The 16,516-nt window shown below is 54.9% G+C and carries 24 protein-coding genes; 2 read left to right on the top strand and 22 right to left on the bottom strand.

Annotated features, from left to right (window positions below; translation table 11 throughout):
* Nucleotides 1-2: 2 nt before the first annotated feature.
* From DWY95_RS07475 to DWY95_RS07425, 11 genes are all read right to left on the bottom strand, one after another.
* Nucleotides 3-599: a hypothetical protein gene (locus tag DWY95_RS07475; RefSeq protein WP_118552994.1), complete on the bottom strand. Its 597-nt coding sequence runs from the start codon at nucleotides 597-599 to the stop codon at nucleotides 3-5.
* A 32-nt stretch (nucleotides 600-631) separates the two neighbouring features.
* Nucleotides 632-1,072, bottom strand: coding sequence for a hypothetical protein (locus tag DWY95_RS07470; RefSeq protein ID WP_187116969.1), 441 nt, complete (start codon nucleotides 1,070-1,072; stop codon nucleotides 632-634).
* 149 nt (nucleotides 1,073-1,221) lie between these two features.
* Nucleotides 1,222-1,884: a hypothetical protein gene (locus tag DWY95_RS07465; RefSeq protein WP_118552993.1), complete on the bottom strand. Its 663-nt coding sequence runs from the start codon at nucleotides 1,882-1,884 to the stop codon at nucleotides 1,222-1,224.
* A gap of 13 nt (nucleotides 1,885-1,897) precedes the next feature.
* Nucleotides 1,898-2,230 carry a hypothetical protein gene (locus DWY95_RS07460; protein ID WP_118552992.1) on the bottom strand — a complete coding sequence of 111 codons (333 nt, stop codon included), beginning with the start codon at nucleotides 2,228-2,230 and terminating at the stop codon, nucleotides 1,898-1,900.
* On the bottom strand, nucleotides 2,223-2,537 hold the full coding sequence (locus tag DWY95_RS07455; RefSeq protein ID WP_118552991.1) for a hypothetical protein: 315 nt from the start codon (nucleotides 2,535-2,537) through the stop codon (nucleotides 2,223-2,225). Before DWY95_RS07455 ends, DWY95_RS07460 begins: the two co-directional genes overlap by 8 nt.
* 76 nt (nucleotides 2,538-2,613) lie before the next feature.
* Complete coding sequence (locus DWY95_RS07450) at nucleotides 2,614-2,883, bottom strand: hypothetical protein (RefSeq protein WP_118552990.1); 270 nt, start codon at nucleotides 2,881-2,883, stop codon at nucleotides 2,614-2,616.
* Between the two features lie 69 nt (nucleotides 2,884-2,952).
* Nucleotides 2,953-4,707 (bottom strand): phage major capsid protein, encoded by a 1,755-nt coding sequence (locus tag DWY95_RS07445; protein ID WP_118552989.1) that lies wholly within the window; start codon nucleotides 4,705-4,707, stop codon nucleotides 2,953-2,955.
* 171 nt (nucleotides 4,708-4,878) lie between these two features.
* A complete protein-coding gene (locus tag DWY95_RS07440; protein WP_118552988.1) occupies nucleotides 4,879-6,132 on the bottom strand; it encodes a phage portal protein in 1,254 nt (417 codons plus the stop codon).
* A 21-nt stretch (nucleotides 6,133-6,153) separates the two neighbouring features.
* Nucleotides 6,154-6,774 (bottom strand): hypothetical protein, encoded by a 621-nt coding sequence (locus DWY95_RS07435; protein WP_118552987.1) that lies wholly within the window; start codon nucleotides 6,772-6,774, stop codon nucleotides 6,154-6,156.
* 62 nt (nucleotides 6,775-6,836) lie between these two features.
* Complete coding sequence (locus DWY95_RS07430; protein WP_118552986.1) at nucleotides 6,837-7,016, bottom strand: LSM domain protein; 180 nt, start codon at nucleotides 7,014-7,016, stop codon at nucleotides 6,837-6,839.
* Nucleotides 7,013-7,510, bottom strand: a complete 498-nt coding sequence (locus DWY95_RS07425) for a polymorphic toxin type 50 domain-containing protein (protein ID WP_118552985.1) — start codon at nucleotides 7,508-7,510, stop codon at nucleotides 7,013-7,015. The genes DWY95_RS07430 and DWY95_RS07425 overlap by 4 nt, the downstream gene beginning before the upstream one ends.
* An 84-nt stretch (nucleotides 7,511-7,594) precedes the next feature.
* Between DWY95_RS07425 and DWY95_RS07420 the strand changes: the two genes are divergently transcribed.
* Nucleotides 7,595-8,647, top strand: coding sequence for a hypothetical protein (locus tag DWY95_RS07420; protein ID WP_118552984.1), 1,053 nt, complete (start codon nucleotides 7,595-7,597; stop codon nucleotides 8,645-8,647).
* Nucleotides 8,648-8,698: 51 nt separating this feature from the next.
* Here DWY95_RS07420 and DWY95_RS07415 read toward each other — a convergent pair whose 3' ends face one another.
* Genes DWY95_RS07415 through DWY95_RS07370 form a run of 10 tightly spaced genes read right to left on the bottom strand, consistent with a single transcriptional unit; the run spans nucleotide 8,699 to nucleotide 15,559 of the window.
* Nucleotides 8,699-10,444, bottom strand: coding sequence for a terminase TerL endonuclease subunit (locus DWY95_RS07415; RefSeq protein WP_118552983.1), 1,746 nt, complete (start codon nucleotides 10,442-10,444; stop codon nucleotides 8,699-8,701).
* A 16-nt stretch (nucleotides 10,445-10,460) separates the two neighbouring features.
* Entirely contained in the window at nucleotides 10,461-11,516 is a 1,056-nt protein-coding gene (locus tag DWY95_RS07410) for a glycosyl hydrolase family 28-related protein (protein ID WP_118552982.1), read from the bottom strand.
* A gap of 1 nt (nucleotide 11,517) precedes the next feature.
* Nucleotides 11,518-13,080, bottom strand: a complete 1,563-nt coding sequence (locus tag DWY95_RS07405) for a hypothetical protein (protein ID WP_118552981.1) — start codon at nucleotides 13,078-13,080, stop codon at nucleotides 11,518-11,520.
* Between the two features lie 21 nt (nucleotides 13,081-13,101).
* Nucleotides 13,102-13,617 carry a hypothetical protein gene (locus DWY95_RS07400; protein ID WP_118552980.1) on the bottom strand — a complete coding sequence of 172 codons (516 nt, stop codon included), beginning with the start codon at nucleotides 13,615-13,617 and terminating at the stop codon, nucleotides 13,102-13,104.
* Complete coding sequence (locus DWY95_RS07395; RefSeq protein ID WP_118552979.1) at nucleotides 13,614-13,919, bottom strand: hypothetical protein; 306 nt, start codon at nucleotides 13,917-13,919, stop codon at nucleotides 13,614-13,616. Before DWY95_RS07395 ends, DWY95_RS07400 begins: the two co-directional genes overlap by 4 nt.
* Entirely contained in the window at nucleotides 13,916-14,260 is a 345-nt protein-coding gene (locus DWY95_RS07390; RefSeq protein WP_118552978.1) for a hypothetical protein, read from the bottom strand. Before DWY95_RS07390 ends, DWY95_RS07395 begins: the two co-directional genes overlap by 4 nt.
* 27 nt (nucleotides 14,261-14,287) lie before the next feature.
* On the bottom strand, nucleotides 14,288-14,551 hold the full coding sequence (locus DWY95_RS07385; RefSeq protein WP_118552977.1) for a DUF6275 family protein: 264 nt from the start codon (nucleotides 14,549-14,551) through the stop codon (nucleotides 14,288-14,290).
* 13 nt (nucleotides 14,552-14,564) lie between these two features.
* Entirely contained in the window at nucleotides 14,565-14,765 is a 201-nt protein-coding gene (locus DWY95_RS07380; RefSeq protein ID WP_118552976.1) for a hypothetical protein, read from the bottom strand.
* Nucleotides 14,743-15,225 carry a hypothetical protein gene (locus DWY95_RS07375; protein WP_243082645.1) on the bottom strand — a complete coding sequence of 161 codons (483 nt, stop codon included), beginning with the start codon at nucleotides 15,223-15,225 and terminating at the stop codon, nucleotides 14,743-14,745. Before DWY95_RS07375 ends, DWY95_RS07380 begins: the two co-directional genes overlap by 23 nt.
* Entirely contained in the window at nucleotides 15,212-15,559 is a 348-nt protein-coding gene (locus DWY95_RS07370; RefSeq protein WP_118552974.1) for a hypothetical protein, read from the bottom strand. The genes DWY95_RS07375 and DWY95_RS07370 overlap by 14 nt, the downstream gene beginning before the upstream one ends.
* A gap of 384 nt (nucleotides 15,560-15,943) precedes the next feature.
* Here DWY95_RS07370 and DWY95_RS17010 point away from each other — a divergent pair, with 384 nt between their 5' ends.
* The gene (locus tag DWY95_RS17010; protein ID WP_158577536.1) at nucleotides 15,944-16,096 is read left to right on the top strand and encodes a hypothetical protein; all 153 of its coding nucleotides are present in this window, start codon (nucleotides 15,944-15,946) and stop codon (nucleotides 16,094-16,096) included.
* A 154-nt stretch (nucleotides 16,097-16,250) separates the two neighbouring features.
* Here DWY95_RS17010 and DWY95_RS07365 read toward each other — a convergent pair whose 3' ends face one another.
* Nucleotides 16,251-16,505: a hypothetical protein gene (locus DWY95_RS07365; protein ID WP_243082643.1), complete on the bottom strand. Its 255-nt coding sequence runs from the start codon at nucleotides 16,503-16,505 to the stop codon at nucleotides 16,251-16,253.
* Nucleotides 16,506-16,516: the final 11 nt, after the last annotated feature.

Below are 16,516 nucleotides of genomic sequence, written 5' to 3'. Positions count from 1 at the left end.
CATTACCCTCTCGCGCCATATTTCTTCATCCGCGCTGCATTCAGCTCTCTGCGCTGGCGCAGTGCGTCTTTCCGGCTCATCTTCCGGGGCGGAGCCTGCTCTTCCTGACAGACCCGGATCAGGGTCATCAGGCGGTTCAGATGCCACCGCTCGCATTCAATGGGAACCCCGGCCTGGAACATCCGGGAATATAACACCTCGCTCGTCAGCACCTTCCCCGTGCCGGGCGGCCGCCTTCTTGCGCGGCGCTTTGCGGTTCCATTTTGATTTTTTTCGCCCGGTCTCCCTTCGCCTGCAAACCAGGTCGCGGTCATCGGGTCTTCCATATATCGGTAAATAGCATTCAGGTTTTCCACCGTCAGCCGGGCGTACACCGTCGGGTCCACGCCCTGAGTCACCGTCATGCAGCGCACAAAGTCCTGCATCTGTTCCGGTGTCTTTTCGATGCTGTCGTCGAAAAACGGGATATGCCACTTGCTTTCCCATTTGGACAGGGAGACAAGCGAATACTCCAGCCGCAGCGTCACCGCCTTCGTGCTGGTAAATTCCGCCCGCCTCGCATCCCAGAGCTCCTCGCCGGGAATTGTGATCTCAAACATTCGTCTTATCTCCCTGTGGTTTCAAATGTGGGTCAGCCCTGTGCAGAGCTGGTCACTGCCAGCGTCACGGGCACGGCCTGCGCTGCCGGGTTTGCACCGGGCTTTGCGCTGAACTTGCCATTCGGGGCAAGTGCGTTGATGAACTTGGTGGCCTTTTCGGTGTCGGTCGCCAGCGACATGTAGAAGTCAGAAAATGCCTGGGTCGCCGCAAAGTTTGCGAAGATCTCCGGGCTCTTCATGAACCGGCGGCCGTCGGCGCTCTTCTCGCCGTAGGCCTTCTCGATCACGGTCTTGAACAGTTCCACCAGCTCCTTCTGGCTCTTCGCCTTCACGATGCGGTCGATGTACTCCTGCAAGCCGCCCTCCACAGAGAGGCTCCATTCGGTGATCTCCGCCTCAGTCAGGTTGAAGTAGAAGTTTTCGGTGCGCTCCACACCGTCAAAGTCGGTGTAGGTAATGGGTTCACAGATCATGGTTTTCTCCTTTCAATAGCTGCCTGTCCGCTGCCGCGGAGCCCGGCATTTTACGCCCGGTCGGGCTTTTTTTCGTCCAGCACTCGCAACACCGCCCTGCCAATGGCTCCCCTATCAGGGGAGCTGGCGAGCGAAGCGAGACTGAGAGGTTACGCAGCGGCCTTCAGCAGCTCAATGACCTCGTCCGGGGTCGGCAGAGATGCGGTGGTGTTCTCGGTGCCATACAGCTTGTCCTCCAGGGCCTTCAGCTTGGCCGGGTCGGTCTTCAGGCTGTTGATCTCCATGTGCGCGGTGGGCTTGTAGCCTGCCACGTTCACCGGGGTGGTGTCACACTCCCAGCTGAAGGTGATGGCATCCGGGCTGTCGTTCACGGTCTCGTAGCTCTTCTCGCTGGGAGAAGCGGTCGAGTTCCATGCGATGTGGATGATGTAGCCGTCATCATCGTCCATCACGGTGTCATTGCCGATGCTGGTCACCCAGCTGAAGCCAAAGGGCAGACGGCGCTGCTGGCCGATGGTCACGCCGGGCACGATCTCCGCGCTGCCGTCGCAGGCCTCGAACTCCGGCGGATACATGTAGGACTCAATGGTGTACTTGAACTCTTCCGCTGCGCGGAGACCGGCATACACCATATCGTCTGCGTGCAGCTTGGTCAGGTCTGCACCGTCGGGGCTCTCGGTCACGGCAGTCAGGCCGTTCCAGACAACACCTTTGGGGTAAGCACCCTTGTTGTCCATCGGGTACAGCACGCCGTGCTTGGTACCAGTGTGGTAAAAGCGCTCACCAGTCTTATCCCATTCCAGTCTTGCCATAGGTTCATCCTCCTTAGTAGTAGATGGTAAATGCGTCGTGATGCAGCCCGTCCGAAACGAAGTGCCGGTCGTGCTCGCACCTCGGCAGGCGCGAAGCCGCCAGCACCATCGGGCTGTCCGGTTTCGGGTCGATCACCGTCAGGGTATAAAAAAAGCGCTGCAGATAAACATTGTCATCCGCAGCGACATTTCTGATCTTGCTCCGCTCGTAGCAGATGCAGGGGTAGTTCATCGCCAGTCCGTTCTTCGGCTGGTAGTAGACGTTCTCGCTCCCGCATCGCTCTTTCACGATGGCGCGCAGCAGCTTGTCCAGCGCCAGGCGCCGGTCCAGCAGGGTATCAGCCATGGTATTGTCCTCCCAGTGTCAGGATCAGCCGCGGGAACTGCACGTCCACGTTGTCGATGGTCCATTTTGCGCCATAGAGCGTCGCATACCGCATGGCGTAGAAATGCTCCTGCGCAAAGGGGTCTGCCAGGATGCTCAGCTGGTTCGACACCGTCGTTTCACCGTTCACCTGGTCACCCAGAGCAAAACGGCGGGTGTTCCGCACAAGGTCCCCATAGTAGTCCCGCTCCTTCATGGTCTCTTCGTATACGCTCGGTTCTGTCTCCAGCGTCTCGGCGTATCCGATCTTGCCAAACCACTTGCTCATTGCATTTCACTCCATTTTGAATCGTTCAGCACAGCACCGTCCGGTCGAGCACCGCATCGTCCAGAACGGCGGGCCTTCAGGCCGGGTCGGCATCTGCGGCGGTGCAGGTCACAGCGGTGGTGCCGTCGGTCACGACCACACCGGCCGCCAGCAGCGCCACCGGCAGGTAGGTCTTGTCCGCACCCATGATGATCAGGCGGCCCAGCTTGAACGCCTTCTCCACGTCGGCCTTCTTTGCCTGGGTCTTGTGCGCCTCATCCTCATACAGCTTCTTGTCGGTGTGCAGGTAGGCAACGTAGTTTGCCACATGCAGGTCATAACCGGTCTCGTAAATGGTTTTCAGCATAACTCAATTCCTTTCTGCCTGCCCTCTGTCGCAGGGCCCGGCGTAAACCCTCTCCGTCTCGCTGTGGTTTTACGCAGCAAACTCGATGGCCATCGCGCTGAAGGGCACCGCCAGTGCGCCGGAGCAGCGGGTCTCGATCAGGTACTTCTGGGCGTTGTAGTCGATGTCAAAGTCGTCGAACATCGAAACCGCGCCGCCCTTGTCGGCACCAACGGTGTAGTCGGCCAGGTTCACGATCACGCCGATCAGCTCGCCGCCCTTGGTGCCGGTGCGGCCCTCCATCTCAGGGATGGTCAGGATCTCCTTCACGCGAAGCTTGCGGGCCAGAGCAGCCTCGTCTGCATACAGCAGGCGGCCGGTGTTGTCTTCCAGCAGCAGCATCTCGGTCAGGATGTCCTCGGTGGTGAAGAAGGTCGGGGTGCCGGAGCCACGGTAGTTCTTGCGGCTGCGCAGGATCTGCTTGATGGTAGCCTTCATTTTGTCCTCGATATTGGTCAGACCGGCAGTGGAGACCTGGATCTTGATGGTGAACAGGTCTGCGTCGTTCACGATGGGGCGGATGCAGTTCTCGTCGATCTTGTCCTCGCTGCCTGCGGGGCGGCCGTCGCCCAGAATGTAGCTCAGGGCCAGTTCCCGGTTCAGCTTGTAGCGCATCTCGTTCTTCAGCCAGGAGACCACGTCAAAGCTGACGATGTCGATAACATCGTCGCGGTCCAGCTTCTGCTTCTTGTAGACGGTGGTGGGGCTGGTGGAGCGGCGCAGCAGGCCGAAGACCTCTTCCTTCTTGAAGTTGCCCTTGATGTAGCCCTTGGCACGAGCCTCATCCTCGGTCAGATCGGCAAACTGGCTCTTGAAGCGGCTAAAGGGGATGTGATGCACACCGCCCATCACCTTGCTCACCCAGTCATCCGGCTTCTCGATGATGCGGGGCGTGTTATCGAGAAGGTGGTCATCCGGGAACAGCCAGTCGATGTTGTCGATGCTGTGGGCCAGTTCATCGGTGTCAACGCCAGCGTCCTCAAAGGCCTGCTTCAGCGTACCGTGGCTCTTGGCGCCCTTGATGATGCCGTTGATCTCTTCCATGCTGTGCTGGAGCACAGTTGCGCGGGTGTCCTTGTCAAAAACGTTCTGCTTCACGGTTTCATCCTCCTCACCGTCGTCTTCGCCGCCATTCTCCTCCAGGGCCAGTCCCACGAGAGCGTGGCAGCATTCCTTCTGCTCGTCGGTCATGCTGTTGTAGACTTGTTTGAGCGTCTTACCGTCTTTGTTTTCGTCTGCCATGTTGGCTTCCTCCTGTTTTGCGTTGTCTCCGCCGTGGGCCAGTTCCTCCAGCGGGTTGCCATCCGGGTCCATGCCGTGGGTCAGGCTCAGACCTTCGTCGTTGTAGATGAAGGCCTCTCCGCCCTCGTAGTCCTCATCGGCGCTGTGCTTGATCACCTCGTCGATGAGTGCGCCGGGGTTGCATCCTGCCAGCACGAGGCTCACTTCCCGGATGAAACCGTGCTTCACGGTCTTACCCACCTTCTGCAAACCGTTTGCGAAGATGGAAAAAGCGTTCAGGTCGCCGCTCTCCACGCACTTTCTTGCGGTCTTGCCGGTGTCCGTGTCGTTGAACTTCGCATAGGCATACACGCCGCCCGGCCGGTTCTCCAGCAGGCATTTGCCGATCACATTGCCGATGTCGCTGTGGTCGTGGTTGTAGACCATCGGCACCACCTTACCGTCGCATTCCTTGAACGCATCCTGCGCAATGGTCAGCCCGTCGTAACAGCGGGTGTTCGCTTTCGTCGCCCAGCCGCTGCAATCATAGTCAAACTTCACCATTTTGAAAAATACGCATCTCCTTTCGTAAACTCTTCCTGCCCTTCACCGCAGCGCCATGCATTTTACGGCCAGACGAAGCTTCCTTCGTCCAGCATTCTCAATACCGGCCTGCCAATGGCTAACCCCCTTCTGGCACTGTCGTGCCACCTCCCCCGGCCGGGGGAGTCTTTCCTAGTAGGGGAGCTGGCGCGAAGCGCCTGAGAGGTTTTTCTCTACGGCGGCCTGTCCGGCAGCCGCGATGTCTTCTTTGGACTGCGAGATGTTCGCATTCCGCAGTCTGTCCGCATTCGGGTCTTTCGAGGGCTTCATGCCGATGATCTGCCGGAACTCGTTGCTCGTCATGATCTCGTTGCGGGTGAACTTGTCCGCCATTTCGGCCACCATGCTCACCGGGGCCAGCTTGAACGGGTCGCGGAAATAGAGCACGGATTCGCCGTTTGCCCGCGCTTCCTCGGTCAGAAACTTCCGCTTCAGCTCATCCACGGCAGCTGCCACCAACGGTTCAATGGTCCGGTTCTCGTAGTTGGTCATCACAGTGTCGTTCGCCGTACCGTTCATGATCTCTGGTGTAATGCCCAACTGACTGTATGCCATGTTCGTCAGGTATTCCACGGTCTTCAGAAGGTTGTTTTCGAGACTGCGGTTCAACTGCGTGATGTGTTCCGTGCCGTCGGTGTACGCGATGCCGTATTTGCTTCCCGCCAGCTGCCGTTCGATCTCGGCGCGGCGGTCTTCGGCCTGTTTCTTCCGGGCTTCGCTCCTGACGATGTAAGGCAGCTGGATGATGAGGTCGAGCTTGCCGCTGCCCAGCTGGTCATCCACCACGTCCATCAGGTTCAGTTTCCGGATGAGCCGCTGAACGGTGCTGTTCGGCTCGTTCATCACAGCATAGAACGGGTTCTCGATGATGGCCACCTGCGCTTTCGGCAGGGTCAGTTCCTCCCGCTGTCCGGTCCGGTCGTTGTACACTTCCAGCCGCACGTCGTCGGGGTACCATTCCTTGATCTTGCCCACCCGCATGGATTCGATCGTCACGTCCCCGGTCTTCGGGTCGGTGTCAACGTCCACCGGCACCAGCGCCACCGCGCCTTCGTCCAGCACCGAAAGAAACAGGTCATACCGCAAAGCACGTCCCGTCTGGTCTTTGTTGCCGGATAGATTCAGGCATGAATTAAGGCCCGAATCAACGGTCTCGTCATAGCGTCCGTTTTCATCGAGCCTTACATGGTTGATGGTGATGCTGGCCGCATCCATTGCGATGCGGGTATAGATCGCGGTCAGGATGGTCCGGTCATTTCCACGGTTCAGCCGCACCCGGTCGGGCCGGTAGCTGTATCCTCCGCCATAGGAACTCTTTCCGGGAGGGTCCCGGTTCGTAAAGGCATTCCAGGCCCGCTTCAGCCTGGAGCCAAGATTTGTCGCCATCGGCGCACCTCCATTTTGATTTTATGCTTTACGGATATTGGATGCCATGGCAGCGGTTACCGCCGCTTTCTTTATAAAATCACTTCCCGTAGCATTAACTGCTGCCACAGCGATATCCCCATAATGGTTCAATACGGCATCCACGGCCACCTTGCCCGCCACGCCTCCGATTGCGCCAGCTGCACCACCAACGATTTTATTGCCAGCAGTTTTCAGCAGATCGGTCACATAGGCCTTACCAGGTGAGGTGCTCTTCTTAAGTTCCAAATACTGCTTTTCTTTCTGCATCCTTGCAATTCGCTGATTCAGCTCTTCGTCAGTCATCTTTTTGGGGTTATTAGAGCGAGCTTTCGTCGAATAACGCTCAAGCTTTTCCGCAGTTTTTCTTTGGTTACCATACCAAGGGTTAGAATCAGATTTCACCCGATTTGCCCAACCACCTTTATCCATCGGGCGAGCAGCATCCTTCAAAAGCTGCTTGGCAGCATTTCCGGCCTTCTTGACATTGCTTTTATCGTCATCTGTAGAGTACCGTTTCCTGCCAGCAGATGTCAAAGTCCCATCCCTGTTCTGGTATCTCCGCACGCCCCACTTCATGCCCTTGATACCCCAATGATAAAGTTCATCTCGGTATACCGTCATGTTCATCCTCCTCGCAAATAAAAAAACGCACCAGCTATTGGGCTGATGCGTTCAAATATCATTTATGTAATTGCAACAATTTCGGGGCCAGTAATTTCTAATTCACCATCAAGAATGATACTTTCGATTCCTTCAGGCTCATTGTCCTCTGGAAAAATATAATCTGTCATCACTCCAACATATTTATGTCCATCAGAAGTGATCACAGTCACCTTTTTCCCTTCATAAGCTCTCAATTTCATGATGTCGCGTCCTCTCTTGCTGGATAAATATGGGTGCCCTTATTAGAGTAAATGATAAGCGCATTATAGGTTTCATGCTCGACTCCATCCAGATCGATATATACTCCTATCGGCTCGTCAGACCGAACACGCTCTTTCTTTACCCATTCACCTTTCTTCGAAGAAACCAATGTTCCTGTTCCGTGAAGCCTTAGAATATATCGTTGCGCTTTATCTGCGCCAAAATAAGTATAGCTCTTACCTGGTTTGTATAAAGATGAATTACGATCATGTTCCGACTGCTTGTTTTTTCGAATACTGAGACTGACTTCGCCTTTTCGTACAGCCCTTCGCAATACGGATGAGTCTATTTTAGCACGTTCAGGCTTATCTGTATAGGGTTTATGCCCTAACTGAGCCGGAGTTCTCCGAACGCCCCATTTCATACCTTTAATTCCATAGTGATAAAGTTCATCTGGATTTCTCCATCTCCAGATGTTGGAATATTCGTGCATTCTGTATTCCTTTCACAAAATTTGTTGCAAACAACTGCTTCCTGCGGTATGATAGACTTACAAAATATGAGGAGGATTCCTGCTATGGTCGACCACGAACTGTTTCCCACTCACAATCTGAACTGCGAAGTAACCGCAAGCGATATTTCTTATGACTTCGACGATACATCCCGCTTTCGGAAGATTGAATTTCCGGAGCAGGCTGGCATTACAGCAAACGCCCTTCTGCAACTGGTTCCTGCGCAGCTTGCGGCTGACACGGCATCCAATCTCTATGTTCTCCGTTTTCCGAAGGGCGTTCAGGGGGTTTTAATGAACCTCCATCAGGGCGGTCAGTCCACCACAATGATAGACGCGGCAGGCAATTTTGCCGGAAGTGCATCACTGTACAAGGTCAATCCCGCAGCAGTTGCTGCCTTCCAGATGTTCAGTGTAGCATCTTTTGCAACAGGCCAGTATTTTCTTGCAGATATCAGCTCCAAGCTGACAGAGGTCAACCGGAAGCTGGACGACCTTCTGGCATTCCTTCAGGCATCCAAGCGTACTGAGCTGCTGTCGGAGCTTACCTTCGTAAAATATGCGCTCGCAAATTACGCAACTATCATGCTCAGTGAACCGCAGCGCATGGCTACGATCGGGAATCTTCAGCGAGCAAAAATCAAAGCGGTTGCGGACATAGAATTCTATACAGAGCAGCTGGAGAGTTCTGCTGCGGCAAAGTCCAATGAAAATCAAGCAAAAATTGTGTTGCAGAACAAACAAGGAATTGATCTTGCCTCGCAGCTTTACGCCATCAGCACGATCATGGAAGCGTATTATTCGCAAAACTGGAACCAGTCCTATCTTGCAAATATCAGCGCAGATGCAAAGCCTCTGTTTGCACTGACGCAAAACCGCATGATCAGTGCCATAACAAAGTTCTCCGACAGGATCAACAAGGACCTTGAAAGTAAGAAAAAGAGCCTGTTGAAAAGCGATGTATCACAGAGTGAACATAAAGTTCTGAAACTGTACGACACCCTGAATTCGCAATCGGAGACTCCGCTTCTTGCGTTTATCGAGGAAGCACTGGACAAGCCCTCCGAGCCATCTGAACTCTACCTCCGTTCTGACGGAAGTGTTTATCAAAAGAACTAAAAAACCGCCAGCGTACTACGTTCCATTCCGTAATGCGCTGGCGGTTCCGTTTTATTCAAACGCATCCCGGTTCCGTTTCCAAGCCACATAGGCATCCATCATAGCCGCTACGGCGTCGATCTTCTGGTCCTGCCGCTGCTTGTACAGTTTCCGGTTTCCGTTCGTGTCCACCAGTGTGATGCAATTTCCCATGGCAAACTGCATCAGTTTTTCGTCAAAGACCAGTTTCCGCTGTTCGCTCAGCTTCTTCAGTTCCCCAAGCGGCACGCTTTCCGTCATTGCACCCTGGATCACCTTGGTGATGCCGAAGCTGCCGTTCTCCAGCGCCCAGCGCTCCACGAATTCCTTCGCGTTATAGGGGTCGTAGCCAAAAGCCCGCACGTCGTACTCGTTCTCCTGGATGAACCGGTCCAGATCGTCGTAGACCTGCATCATGTCCAGCACCGTGCCGTCGAATACGAACAGTGTCCCTTCGTTCATGAACTCCTCGTATTGGTTCCGGCGGCTCATCGGCAGCTGGCTCAGGGTGTAGCTCGTGATGTAGTCCCGCGTTTTCACGCCGAAGTATCCGTTCGACAGCGGGAACAGGAAGGTGAACGAACAGAAGTCGTCGCCCATCGAAAGGTCTGCTCCCATCGCGCAGGGCATCTGCCAGTAATTCCGGCGGCGGTGGCACAGTGTCTCCTCGTAAGGGAAGAAATAGGTGTATCCTTCCATCGGCAGGTTGAACCGCTTGGCCAGAATGTCGTTCCGGGCGCTGGGCGATTTCTCGGCGCGCTCCACATCCAGCTGGTAGGTCTCGTAGCTCACGGTCTTGCCCAGATTCGGGTTTGCCTTCAGCCACATCTCCGGCTGCCCCACCTCGTCGAGGGAGTCCAGCTTGTAGTACCAGATGCTCACATGCGGGTTGATGTACTCCCCTTTCAGGATCTGCATCAACTCCATTTTGATGTCATCACCGCAGCCGTTGCGCACAGTGCCTTCCGAGCTTGCCGCCACAATGAGATAGTTCTCGTTCTTGGCCGCGCCCTGCTCGATGGCGCCGATGGGGTCTTCCCGGATGTCGCACGAGAGCCACTCGTCCACGGTCGCCACCGTGTCGCGCCGTCCCTGCAATTTCTCAATGGTCATCGGGCGCACTTCCAGCAGGCTGTTCGTCAGGAAGTTCTCGATGCCCTTCTTTGTGCTGGCCATCTTGACGCGGTCGGCCTTCGAGCCTGTCGTGTTCTGCAAACTGCCTTCGGTCATGAACTTCAGCACCGGGCCCTTTGCCCGCGCCAGCGCGGTGCGCATCGGGGCCAGCACCTCTTCGGCCTGTTTCATGGTCGGGGCGGTCGTCAGCTGCTGGGTCGTCGTGGTGTATGCCGTAAGGAAATAGGCCTGCAAAAACTCCAGATACATTGTCTTTGCCGCCGAACGGGTGATGATGAGATACTGCTTCGTCACCAGCCGTTTCTTGATGCGCCGGGTCTCGTAGTGCCCGCCCGCGCCGTGCTCGTTTGGCACAAAGACGCTCCGCTCCACGAAGTAATACCAGCCGAAGATCTCCTCCGCCCACAGCTTGAAGCTCTCCAGCATCTTCACATCGGTGCCGTCGGTCAGGGTCAGCTCGTCCTCGCAGAATGCGATAAAGCCGTTCACTGCCTTGTCATCGTACCAGATGCCAGGGTTTGCGATCAGGTCGTCGATCCGGTTCATCTCCATGGAGATTTCCCGGCAGACCGGGATCTCGCCACGCATCACGGCCTCCCGAAAGCGGCCGTAGTAGATCGGCGTGGCCGTGTTCGAGAGTGCCATGATTTATGCTCCTTCGTTATTGCAGCGTGCTTGGCGCGTCGCTCAGGTTGTGCACGATGCCGTACCAGCGGCAGTTCGTCTGCTTGCTCAGGTCCACATCGCTGAACTTGGTCACGCCCGAACCGTTGATGTCCGCGCCAAAGACCTTGTACATTGCCTGCCCGGTCGGGTTGGCCGGGAAGACATAGGCCGTCAGGCCGGTGGGCCAGGTTTCAGCAGCAATATACCATCTGAAGTTCGTGATATAGGCAAGGGTCCGCCCGTCGTAGAATTTGAATCCTCTCTGGTAGGTGTCGCAGTAGCAGTCCGAGAAGCGGGGGCCATTCACGCGAATGTACGCAAAGACCGTGTTCTCCAGCAGGGCCTTCTTGGTGTCGTTGTCGCTGTAATTGAAATCGAAGCACCAGGCGTGAACGTTGTGAAAGATGCTGCTGCCGTTGCACGAGAGCGCCGTCTTCACGTTCATGATGACGATATCGGTGTACATGGAGTCGCCGGTGTCGTAGATGCCCACTGCATCCGGATAGATCAGCGACGTCTCGATCAGACAGTTGCGCACCATCAGCTCATACGAGAGGTTGCCTTCCGTCTGGCCGTCGCTGTTGGTCATCGAAGCGTCGTTGAATTTGCCGCAGATGCCGTACCGCTGGAAGTTTTGGATGGAGATGTGGTCGATCAGGGTGCATTTCTGCCGTGCCACGGCGATGCAGTCGTCTGCCTTGAAGTTCGCGTTGACTTTACCGTTGCCCCGGATGAACATGTCCTGTTGGGGCGTTTCAGGCGGGGTCATCTTGCCGCGGATCTCGATAAAGCGGTTCACTTTGGTGGCCGCCGTGCACTTCAACTCAGCGTTGTCGAGCACCATGTAGCAGAGGTCGAGCACCAGCTTGCCGGAAAACACATACACACCCTTCGGGAAATACAGCGTTTCGCCGGGGCGCGCGGCCACCAGATCGTTGAATGCGGCCAGGTTGTCGGTGGTGCCGTCTCCCTTGAAGCCATAGTCCAATACGTTCAGCATCCCGCTGCCGCCGCCTGTGCTCAGGGTGGTGCCATTCAGGTCGTATACCATATCAGTTTGCCTCCATCAGGGTCGTGATCTGTGCGTCGGTCAGCGCCGTGTCGAATACCTGGAAGTCGTACACCGCGCCATTGAAGAAACGTGCCTTGCCGTCCGTAGTTTCGCCTGAGGCGGCGGTCCACGAAGCACCAAGGATCAGCGAACGATCCACGGTCTTGTTCGCGGCATAGTTCGGGATGTTCTTCCATTCGGTCATGGAACCGTACGACAGGAACCGGAACTGCGTCCCCTTGATCTGGAGCAGAAACTTCAGTTTCTTCCCGGATTCGATCTTGACAAAGTGACTGCCGTAGGTGAACATGTTCATGCCCACGGTTCCGTTGGTCCATGTTGCAGCCATGATGCCTCTCTGATCGTTGGTGAGATCGCTGAAGCAATCAAGTAAAACTGTCACCGTATTAACTGCACTGTCAGCCACCGTAAAGGTGGCGTACACTGTCAGATTCATGCCGGTGTCGATGGCTGCGAACGGCTTGATCCCAGTGTCGATAAATTCTTTGTTGGCCGGTACAAAAGTCTTCGGAGCTGCCAGCTTATACCGCGGCGTCGGCAGGCCGTTGCTGGGGGTTTCAGGCTGACTGGGCGTGACAGTGCTGCCACCAAGTCCTTCCGCCAGCAGGGTCTTGACTTGTGCGTCCGTCAGCGCCTTGTTATATACCTGGAAGTCGTACACCGTACCGACAAAGAAACGGGACTTGCCAGCGACTTCGACGTCGTTGGCGTCGGTCCACGAAGCGCCGATGAGCAGGCTCTTGGAGACTGTCTTGCCGGTCCCGTAATTCGAGATGCTGTTCCAGGCCCCAAATGTTCCGTTCTGGGTCGTGCGGTATGTGCCACCCTTGATCTGAATGGCCAGCTGCAGCTTGGTGTTGTCCACCAGAGTATTCGATACGCTGGAAGAATGATAGACGTTGACACCGAAATTGCCTTTGTCCCAGGTGCAACCCATGACACCGCGCTGATCGTTGCCACCACCATTGAAGCAGTCGAACAGCACAGCCGGAGAGCTGCCGGTGTATGTACCCGCCGCGACCGAGAACGTCGCAAGCAATGTCAGCTCCATGGCATCGTTCACGGTTTCGAACAGCTTCAGCCCAGTGTCAATGAACTCTTTCTTGGATTGTACAAAGGTCTTCTGCGCGGCCAGCTTATAGAGCGGAGTCGGCAGCGTATCGCTGGGGGTATCCGGTGTTCCCGGCTGGCTGGGCGTGACGGTAGTTCCGGACCCCATCCCCCATTCTGCTTTCAGAGCATTGTAGGTCGCCTGCATCGTGCCGTTTTTGTAGGCGGCATTCTCAAACAGGGCCAGAATGTAACGCTTTGCTGCATCCGAGATGCCGCTTCCGCCGCCCATGTTCGTCACGGGAAACACAAGGTTCAGTTTACCATCCTGAATACTTGCTGCGGCCTGTGCACCGGTGGTCACCGTGCCAATCGAAAGACCACCGGCATTCTTCATCTCTTCTGCAAGCTCAAGGATGGCGTCGTCCATGCCATTGAGCTGGGAAGCATAAAGGCGCTGCCCTGACCTGAAATTGTGTTTCTGATAGTTCATGTTTTGCACCTCTCATCGTCTTTATCCAAGCAGCGCCTCGTCGAAGATCGCCTCGTCCAGCACCGCAAATGTTCCGGAATAGACCGAATCGTTTTCCGCATCTTCCTTGTGGATGCTCTTCAGGCACTTCATCGAAGACGTCGTGGTGTTGAATTCCGCCACCAGCTCCTTCTCAGCATACTGCCGCATACACACGCTGAACTCCACCGTGCCGCTCACCTCGGCCGCCTGCGCGCGGATCAGCCAGGAAAACGTCAGGCTGTCACCCTCAACGGTCAGGTCGGTGGCATCATAGTAATAGTTCTTACCCGCGGCATTGATGTAGTTGATGCGGGGCGTAAACGCCGCCAGGTCCGTCCCGCGGTAAAGCCGATCCATTTTGAAGTAGAGCCGGTTCACATCCTTGTCGCCCTCTGCACCGATCACGACGGCAAGGTTCGGGATGTCGATGATGCGCAGATTCTCATCAATGGTCAGGATCACCCGGTCAACCTTTGGGGCGTCCATTGCTGCAAAAAGTTCGTCTACCGTCGTCATGCTCTCACCTGCTCGATCAATACCGGGTTTGTCTTGATGCGGGTCACTCCGTTCTGGCCGATCAGCGCCACCTTGATGCTCTTGCCGTCCGTCACTTCGTCCGGCACCATGCACTCACCGGCATCGTTCACTGCCGCCGGGTACTGGTCATTGAACAGCGCGATCTTCTTGGCGCCCAGCCAGTCCTGTTCCGCCATGCCAAAGTGGCAGAGCAAATATCCCTTCGTTCCGGCGATCACACCGGCAAAGCTTCCTTCTTTGCGCAGGCTCTGCCCGCTCACCGAGAATAAAAGCCGTCTCATTCCTCTGCCTCCTTGTCGCATGCAACATAAAGCCGCCATTCCAGCTCGCTGATCTGGTTCTTGATGGCGTCCATTGTTACCGAGCTCTGCGGCGGGTCAAACAGCAGCCGCACCTTCAGCGCTACATAACTCTTGACTGCTGCAAGGTCGGCCCGTTCCCCCGCAAAATCGCTCCACGTCGCCGTCGCGTCCGTAATGCAGAACGCATCCTTCGGCCCGACGCCCATCTGGTTCAGGATCATGAACACACTGTTGATGTGCATGATCAGGTCGGTGTCGAACACAGCATACTCCTCGGTCATCCCAAGGAGCTTCTTCACCGAGGTCAGTATACTTTCCATCTGTTCTCCTTTTTGCGCTTTATGCTTTTAGTCCGGGACGCACTTGTTATCCCACTTCTTGTAGACGTCCACATAGGTCTCACCCTTGTCGCCGTTGTGGGTGATCTCGTAATACATCCCGTCCGATACGGTGGTGCTCACCAGGGCCTTCCAGTTCTGCAGAGTTTTGCTGAACCATACGATGAACACGTCCTCCATCGTCAGCTTCTTGCCGTCAGTCACGTCCACATGGGCGTTAAAGTAGTCCACCACCAGCTGCTTTGCGCGGTTCATCATTGCTTCGTTGTTCATTTTGTTTTCTCCTTTATTGCATGTAATCTTCCACACCGGCCTGAGCAATTGCCACGTTCGCCCACAGCAGTGCCTCGTCCAGCTTCGTCAGTGCCAGACTGCGCTCTCTGCAAGGGCCGATCTTACAAAGCATCTGCTCTGCTTCCTCCAGCTTCGCGCGGATATCATTGCTGGTTTTCGTTTCCTTCGGTTCAAACGCTCGTCTCTGGTACATGTTCTTTCCTCCATGGGCAGGTGTCGCCTGGTCTTCGTTCTCCGTCTGGCAGTTTTGCATTTTGACCCGTCCCGTAATGGATGGCTTTATGCGTCGCCGCCGAAACACAAATGGCGTTCTCCGGGTCCAGCAGTTTTTTGCTGTGCTGGAGGACATCTTCTTTTGTAATGGGGTTCAGATGATGAATCGAGATCTTCGGCCGGATCGCTTTTCCGCCCTGGAGCACCCAGTCCGTGATCGGGTGGTCTTCGCATCCCAGGTCGCAGCCGTTGTCCCGCACGATGATCCGGTCCCGAAACTGCCGCCATTCTTTCGATTGATAAAACGCCTGGTTCAGCCATCGGTCAAACCCGAACGTGTCTTTCCCGACTTCCCCGTGCAGCTCCAGATACTTCAGCCGCTCTTCAAATGTCGCCAGCTGGCATAGTTCCGTGTAGCTTTTCATCTCAGCTGTCCGCATACTCGTCATCCTCGCCAAGGCCGTTGTACTTCCGCATCGCCTGAATGGCATTTGCGTACAGCTCTTCCGAGTTCTTTGCATTCTGCAACGTCTCTGTTTTCGCCCGCAGCAGCTTGTTTTCCTCTTCGAGCTTCTTCTTTTCAAGGTCCGCTTTCGTCGTCGCCAGCTTCAGAAAATGAGTCGTCTCGGCGCTGGATGCCGTACCCTCGCGCAGCCGCTTCTCCACCAGCTTCATCGCAAGGTTGATCATGTAATTTTCCTGTGCTTCCGGAGATGATGCTGGCCGGGCCGAAGCCGCAGCCGTTTCTCCGGGCGCGTTTTTCTTCGGTTTCATCCGCAATCCTCTTTTCGCACATATGTAATAAGGTTTACGCTTTTGCAAGGGTTCATGGGAGGTGTCAGGAGTATCAGCACGGCCTATCATTTGAAAGGAGAAAATGAAAACAAATGCCTTCCGTCGCAAAGGTAAAATGGACAAACTCGATCATGAACAATGTTAATTTTGGAGGCTTAACATCATGAAACCCAAAAGGAGGAACGATCTTCCTCCCATGAGCCCTTGCAAAAACCGCCGAAGCCGTAGTCTACTCCCCACAGCCTCGGCGATTGTCTTTCTTTTGTTCCCGCTTGACTTGGCATATACTTATCTGTATACTTGTTCTGGAGGTTTAACATCTTAACAGACTCGTTTATTCTGTTTGAAAGGTGGTGATACAGAATGAACGATACTTTAGAAAAAGTTATAACCTTGAAAAGCGATTATACAGTCGTCAAAAATGTTTCAGTAACTCGTGAAGATTGTCTCCGAAACATTACAATGTCTTTAGAGCAGCTTGTGACTGCTTCTATGGACACGGAACAAAAGCAGTAAAATATAAAAACACCAGTATTCTCAATGCACGGCGAGGATTCTGGTGTTTTTTCTTGTTCTTAAAGCCCAAATATCAATTTTCCCTCCGGGGAAATATCAAAGACCGGCGCGATTTGAGAGGGGGTGTCATTTTTGAGACCCCCTCCCTATGCCTTTATGCGCTTTCTTTGACGGTGTCCTCGTCTTCGAGGGTGAGCTTGAGCTTTTTATAGATGTTTAACGGATCATTCGCAACGATTTTGTCAATTGCGCGCTCAATTTCATAGGCATTTTCATTGTCTGTGAATTGAGAGGACGTCTCTGCCAGCCGCATAAGCAGACCAGAAGAGTTATAACCATGATCCGCATCGTACCGATACCACTGATCGAACTGGTCATACGGATTGTACGGGTTGTCGATCGTAGTCAAAAAGCATCGAA

It is taken from the genome of Faecalibacterium sp. AF28-13AC (genome assembly GCF_003478405.1).
Classification (GTDB): Bacteria; Bacillota; Clostridia; order Oscillospirales; family Ruminococcaceae; genus Faecalibacterium; species Faecalibacterium prausnitzii_E.
The sequence above is the reverse complement of the archived record's forward strand: the minus strand, read 5'-3'. Positions and strand labels throughout refer to the sequence as shown.

What these genes read in the sequence shown, in the direction of transcription:
- DWY95_RS07475 (WP_118552994.1), bottom strand. Translation starts at nt 599, where the DNA reads ATGTTTGAGATCACAATTCCCGGCGAGGAGCTCTGGGATGCGAGGCGG.
- DWY95_RS07470 (WP_187116969.1), bottom strand. Translation starts at nt 1,072, where the DNA reads ATGATCTGTGAACCCATTACCTACACCGACTTTGACGGTGTGGAGCGC.
- DWY95_RS07465 (WP_118552993.1), bottom strand. Translation starts at nt 1,884, where the DNA reads ATGGCAAGACTGGAATGGGATAAGACTGGTGAGCGCTTTTACCACACT.
- DWY95_RS07460 (WP_118552992.1), bottom strand. Translation starts at nt 2,230, where the DNA reads ATGGCTGATACCCTGCTGGACCGGCGCCTGGCGCTGGACAAGCTGCTG.
- DWY95_RS07455 (WP_118552991.1), bottom strand. Translation starts at nt 2,537, where the DNA reads ATGAGCAAGTGGTTTGGCAAGATCGGATACGCCGAGACGCTGGAGACA.
- DWY95_RS07450 (WP_118552990.1), bottom strand. Translation starts at nt 2,883, where the DNA reads ATGCTGAAAACCATTTACGAGACCGGTTATGACCTGCATGTGGCAAAC.
- DWY95_RS07445 (WP_118552989.1), bottom strand. Translation starts at nt 4,707, where the DNA reads ATGGTGAAGTTTGACTATGATTGCAGCGGCTGGGCGACGAAAGCGAAC.
- DWY95_RS07440 (WP_118552988.1), bottom strand. Translation starts at nt 6,132, where the DNA reads ATGGCGACAAATCTTGGCTCCAGGCTGAAGCGGGCCTGGAATGCCTTT.
- DWY95_RS07435 (WP_118552987.1), bottom strand. Translation starts at nt 6,774, where the DNA reads ATGACGGTATACCGAGATGAACTTTATCATTGGGGTATCAAGGGCATG.
- DWY95_RS07430 (WP_118552986.1), bottom strand. Translation starts at nt 7,016, where the DNA reads ATGAAATTGAGAGCTTATGAAGGGAAAAAGGTGACTGTGATCACTTCT.
- DWY95_RS07425 (WP_118552985.1), bottom strand. Translation starts at nt 7,510, where the DNA reads ATGCACGAATATTCCAACATCTGGAGATGGAGAAATCCAGATGAACTT.
- DWY95_RS07420 (WP_118552984.1), top strand. Translation starts at nt 7,595, where the DNA reads ATGGTCGACCACGAACTGTTTCCCACTCACAATCTGAACTGCGAAGTA.
- DWY95_RS07415 (WP_118552983.1), bottom strand. Translation starts at nt 10,444, where the DNA reads ATGGCACTCTCGAACACGGCCACGCCGATCTACTACGGCCGCTTTCGG.
- DWY95_RS07410 (WP_118552982.1), bottom strand. Translation starts at nt 11,516, where the DNA reads ATGGTATACGACCTGAATGGCACCACCCTGAGCACAGGCGGCGGCAGC.
- DWY95_RS07405 (WP_118552981.1), bottom strand. Translation starts at nt 13,080, where the DNA reads ATGAACTATCAGAAACACAATTTCAGGTCAGGGCAGCGCCTTTATGCT.
- DWY95_RS07400 (WP_118552980.1), bottom strand. Translation starts at nt 13,617, where the DNA reads ATGACGACGGTAGACGAACTTTTTGCAGCAATGGACGCCCCAAAGGTT.
- DWY95_RS07395 (WP_118552979.1), bottom strand. Translation starts at nt 13,919, where the DNA reads ATGAGACGGCTTTTATTCTCGGTGAGCGGGCAGAGCCTGCGCAAAGAA.
- DWY95_RS07390 (WP_118552978.1), bottom strand. Translation starts at nt 14,260, where the DNA reads ATGGAAAGTATACTGACCTCGGTGAAGAAGCTCCTTGGGATGACCGAG.
- DWY95_RS07385 (WP_118552977.1), bottom strand. Translation starts at nt 14,551, where the DNA reads ATGAACAACGAAGCAATGATGAACCGCGCAAAGCAGCTGGTGGTGGAC.
- DWY95_RS07380 (WP_118552976.1), bottom strand. Translation starts at nt 14,765, where the DNA reads ATGTACCAGAGACGAGCGTTTGAACCGAAGGAAACGAAAACCAGCAAT.
- DWY95_RS07375 (WP_243082645.1), bottom strand. Translation starts at nt 15,225, where the DNA reads ATGCGGACAGCTGAGATGAAAAGCTACACGGAACTATGCCAGCTGGCG.
- DWY95_RS07370 (WP_118552974.1), bottom strand. Translation starts at nt 15,559, where the DNA reads ATGAAACCGAAGAAAAACGCGCCCGGAGAAACGGCTGCGGCTTCGGCC.
- DWY95_RS17010 (WP_158577536.1), top strand. Translation starts at nt 15,944, where the DNA reads ATGAACGATACTTTAGAAAAAGTTATAACCTTGAAAAGCGATTATACA.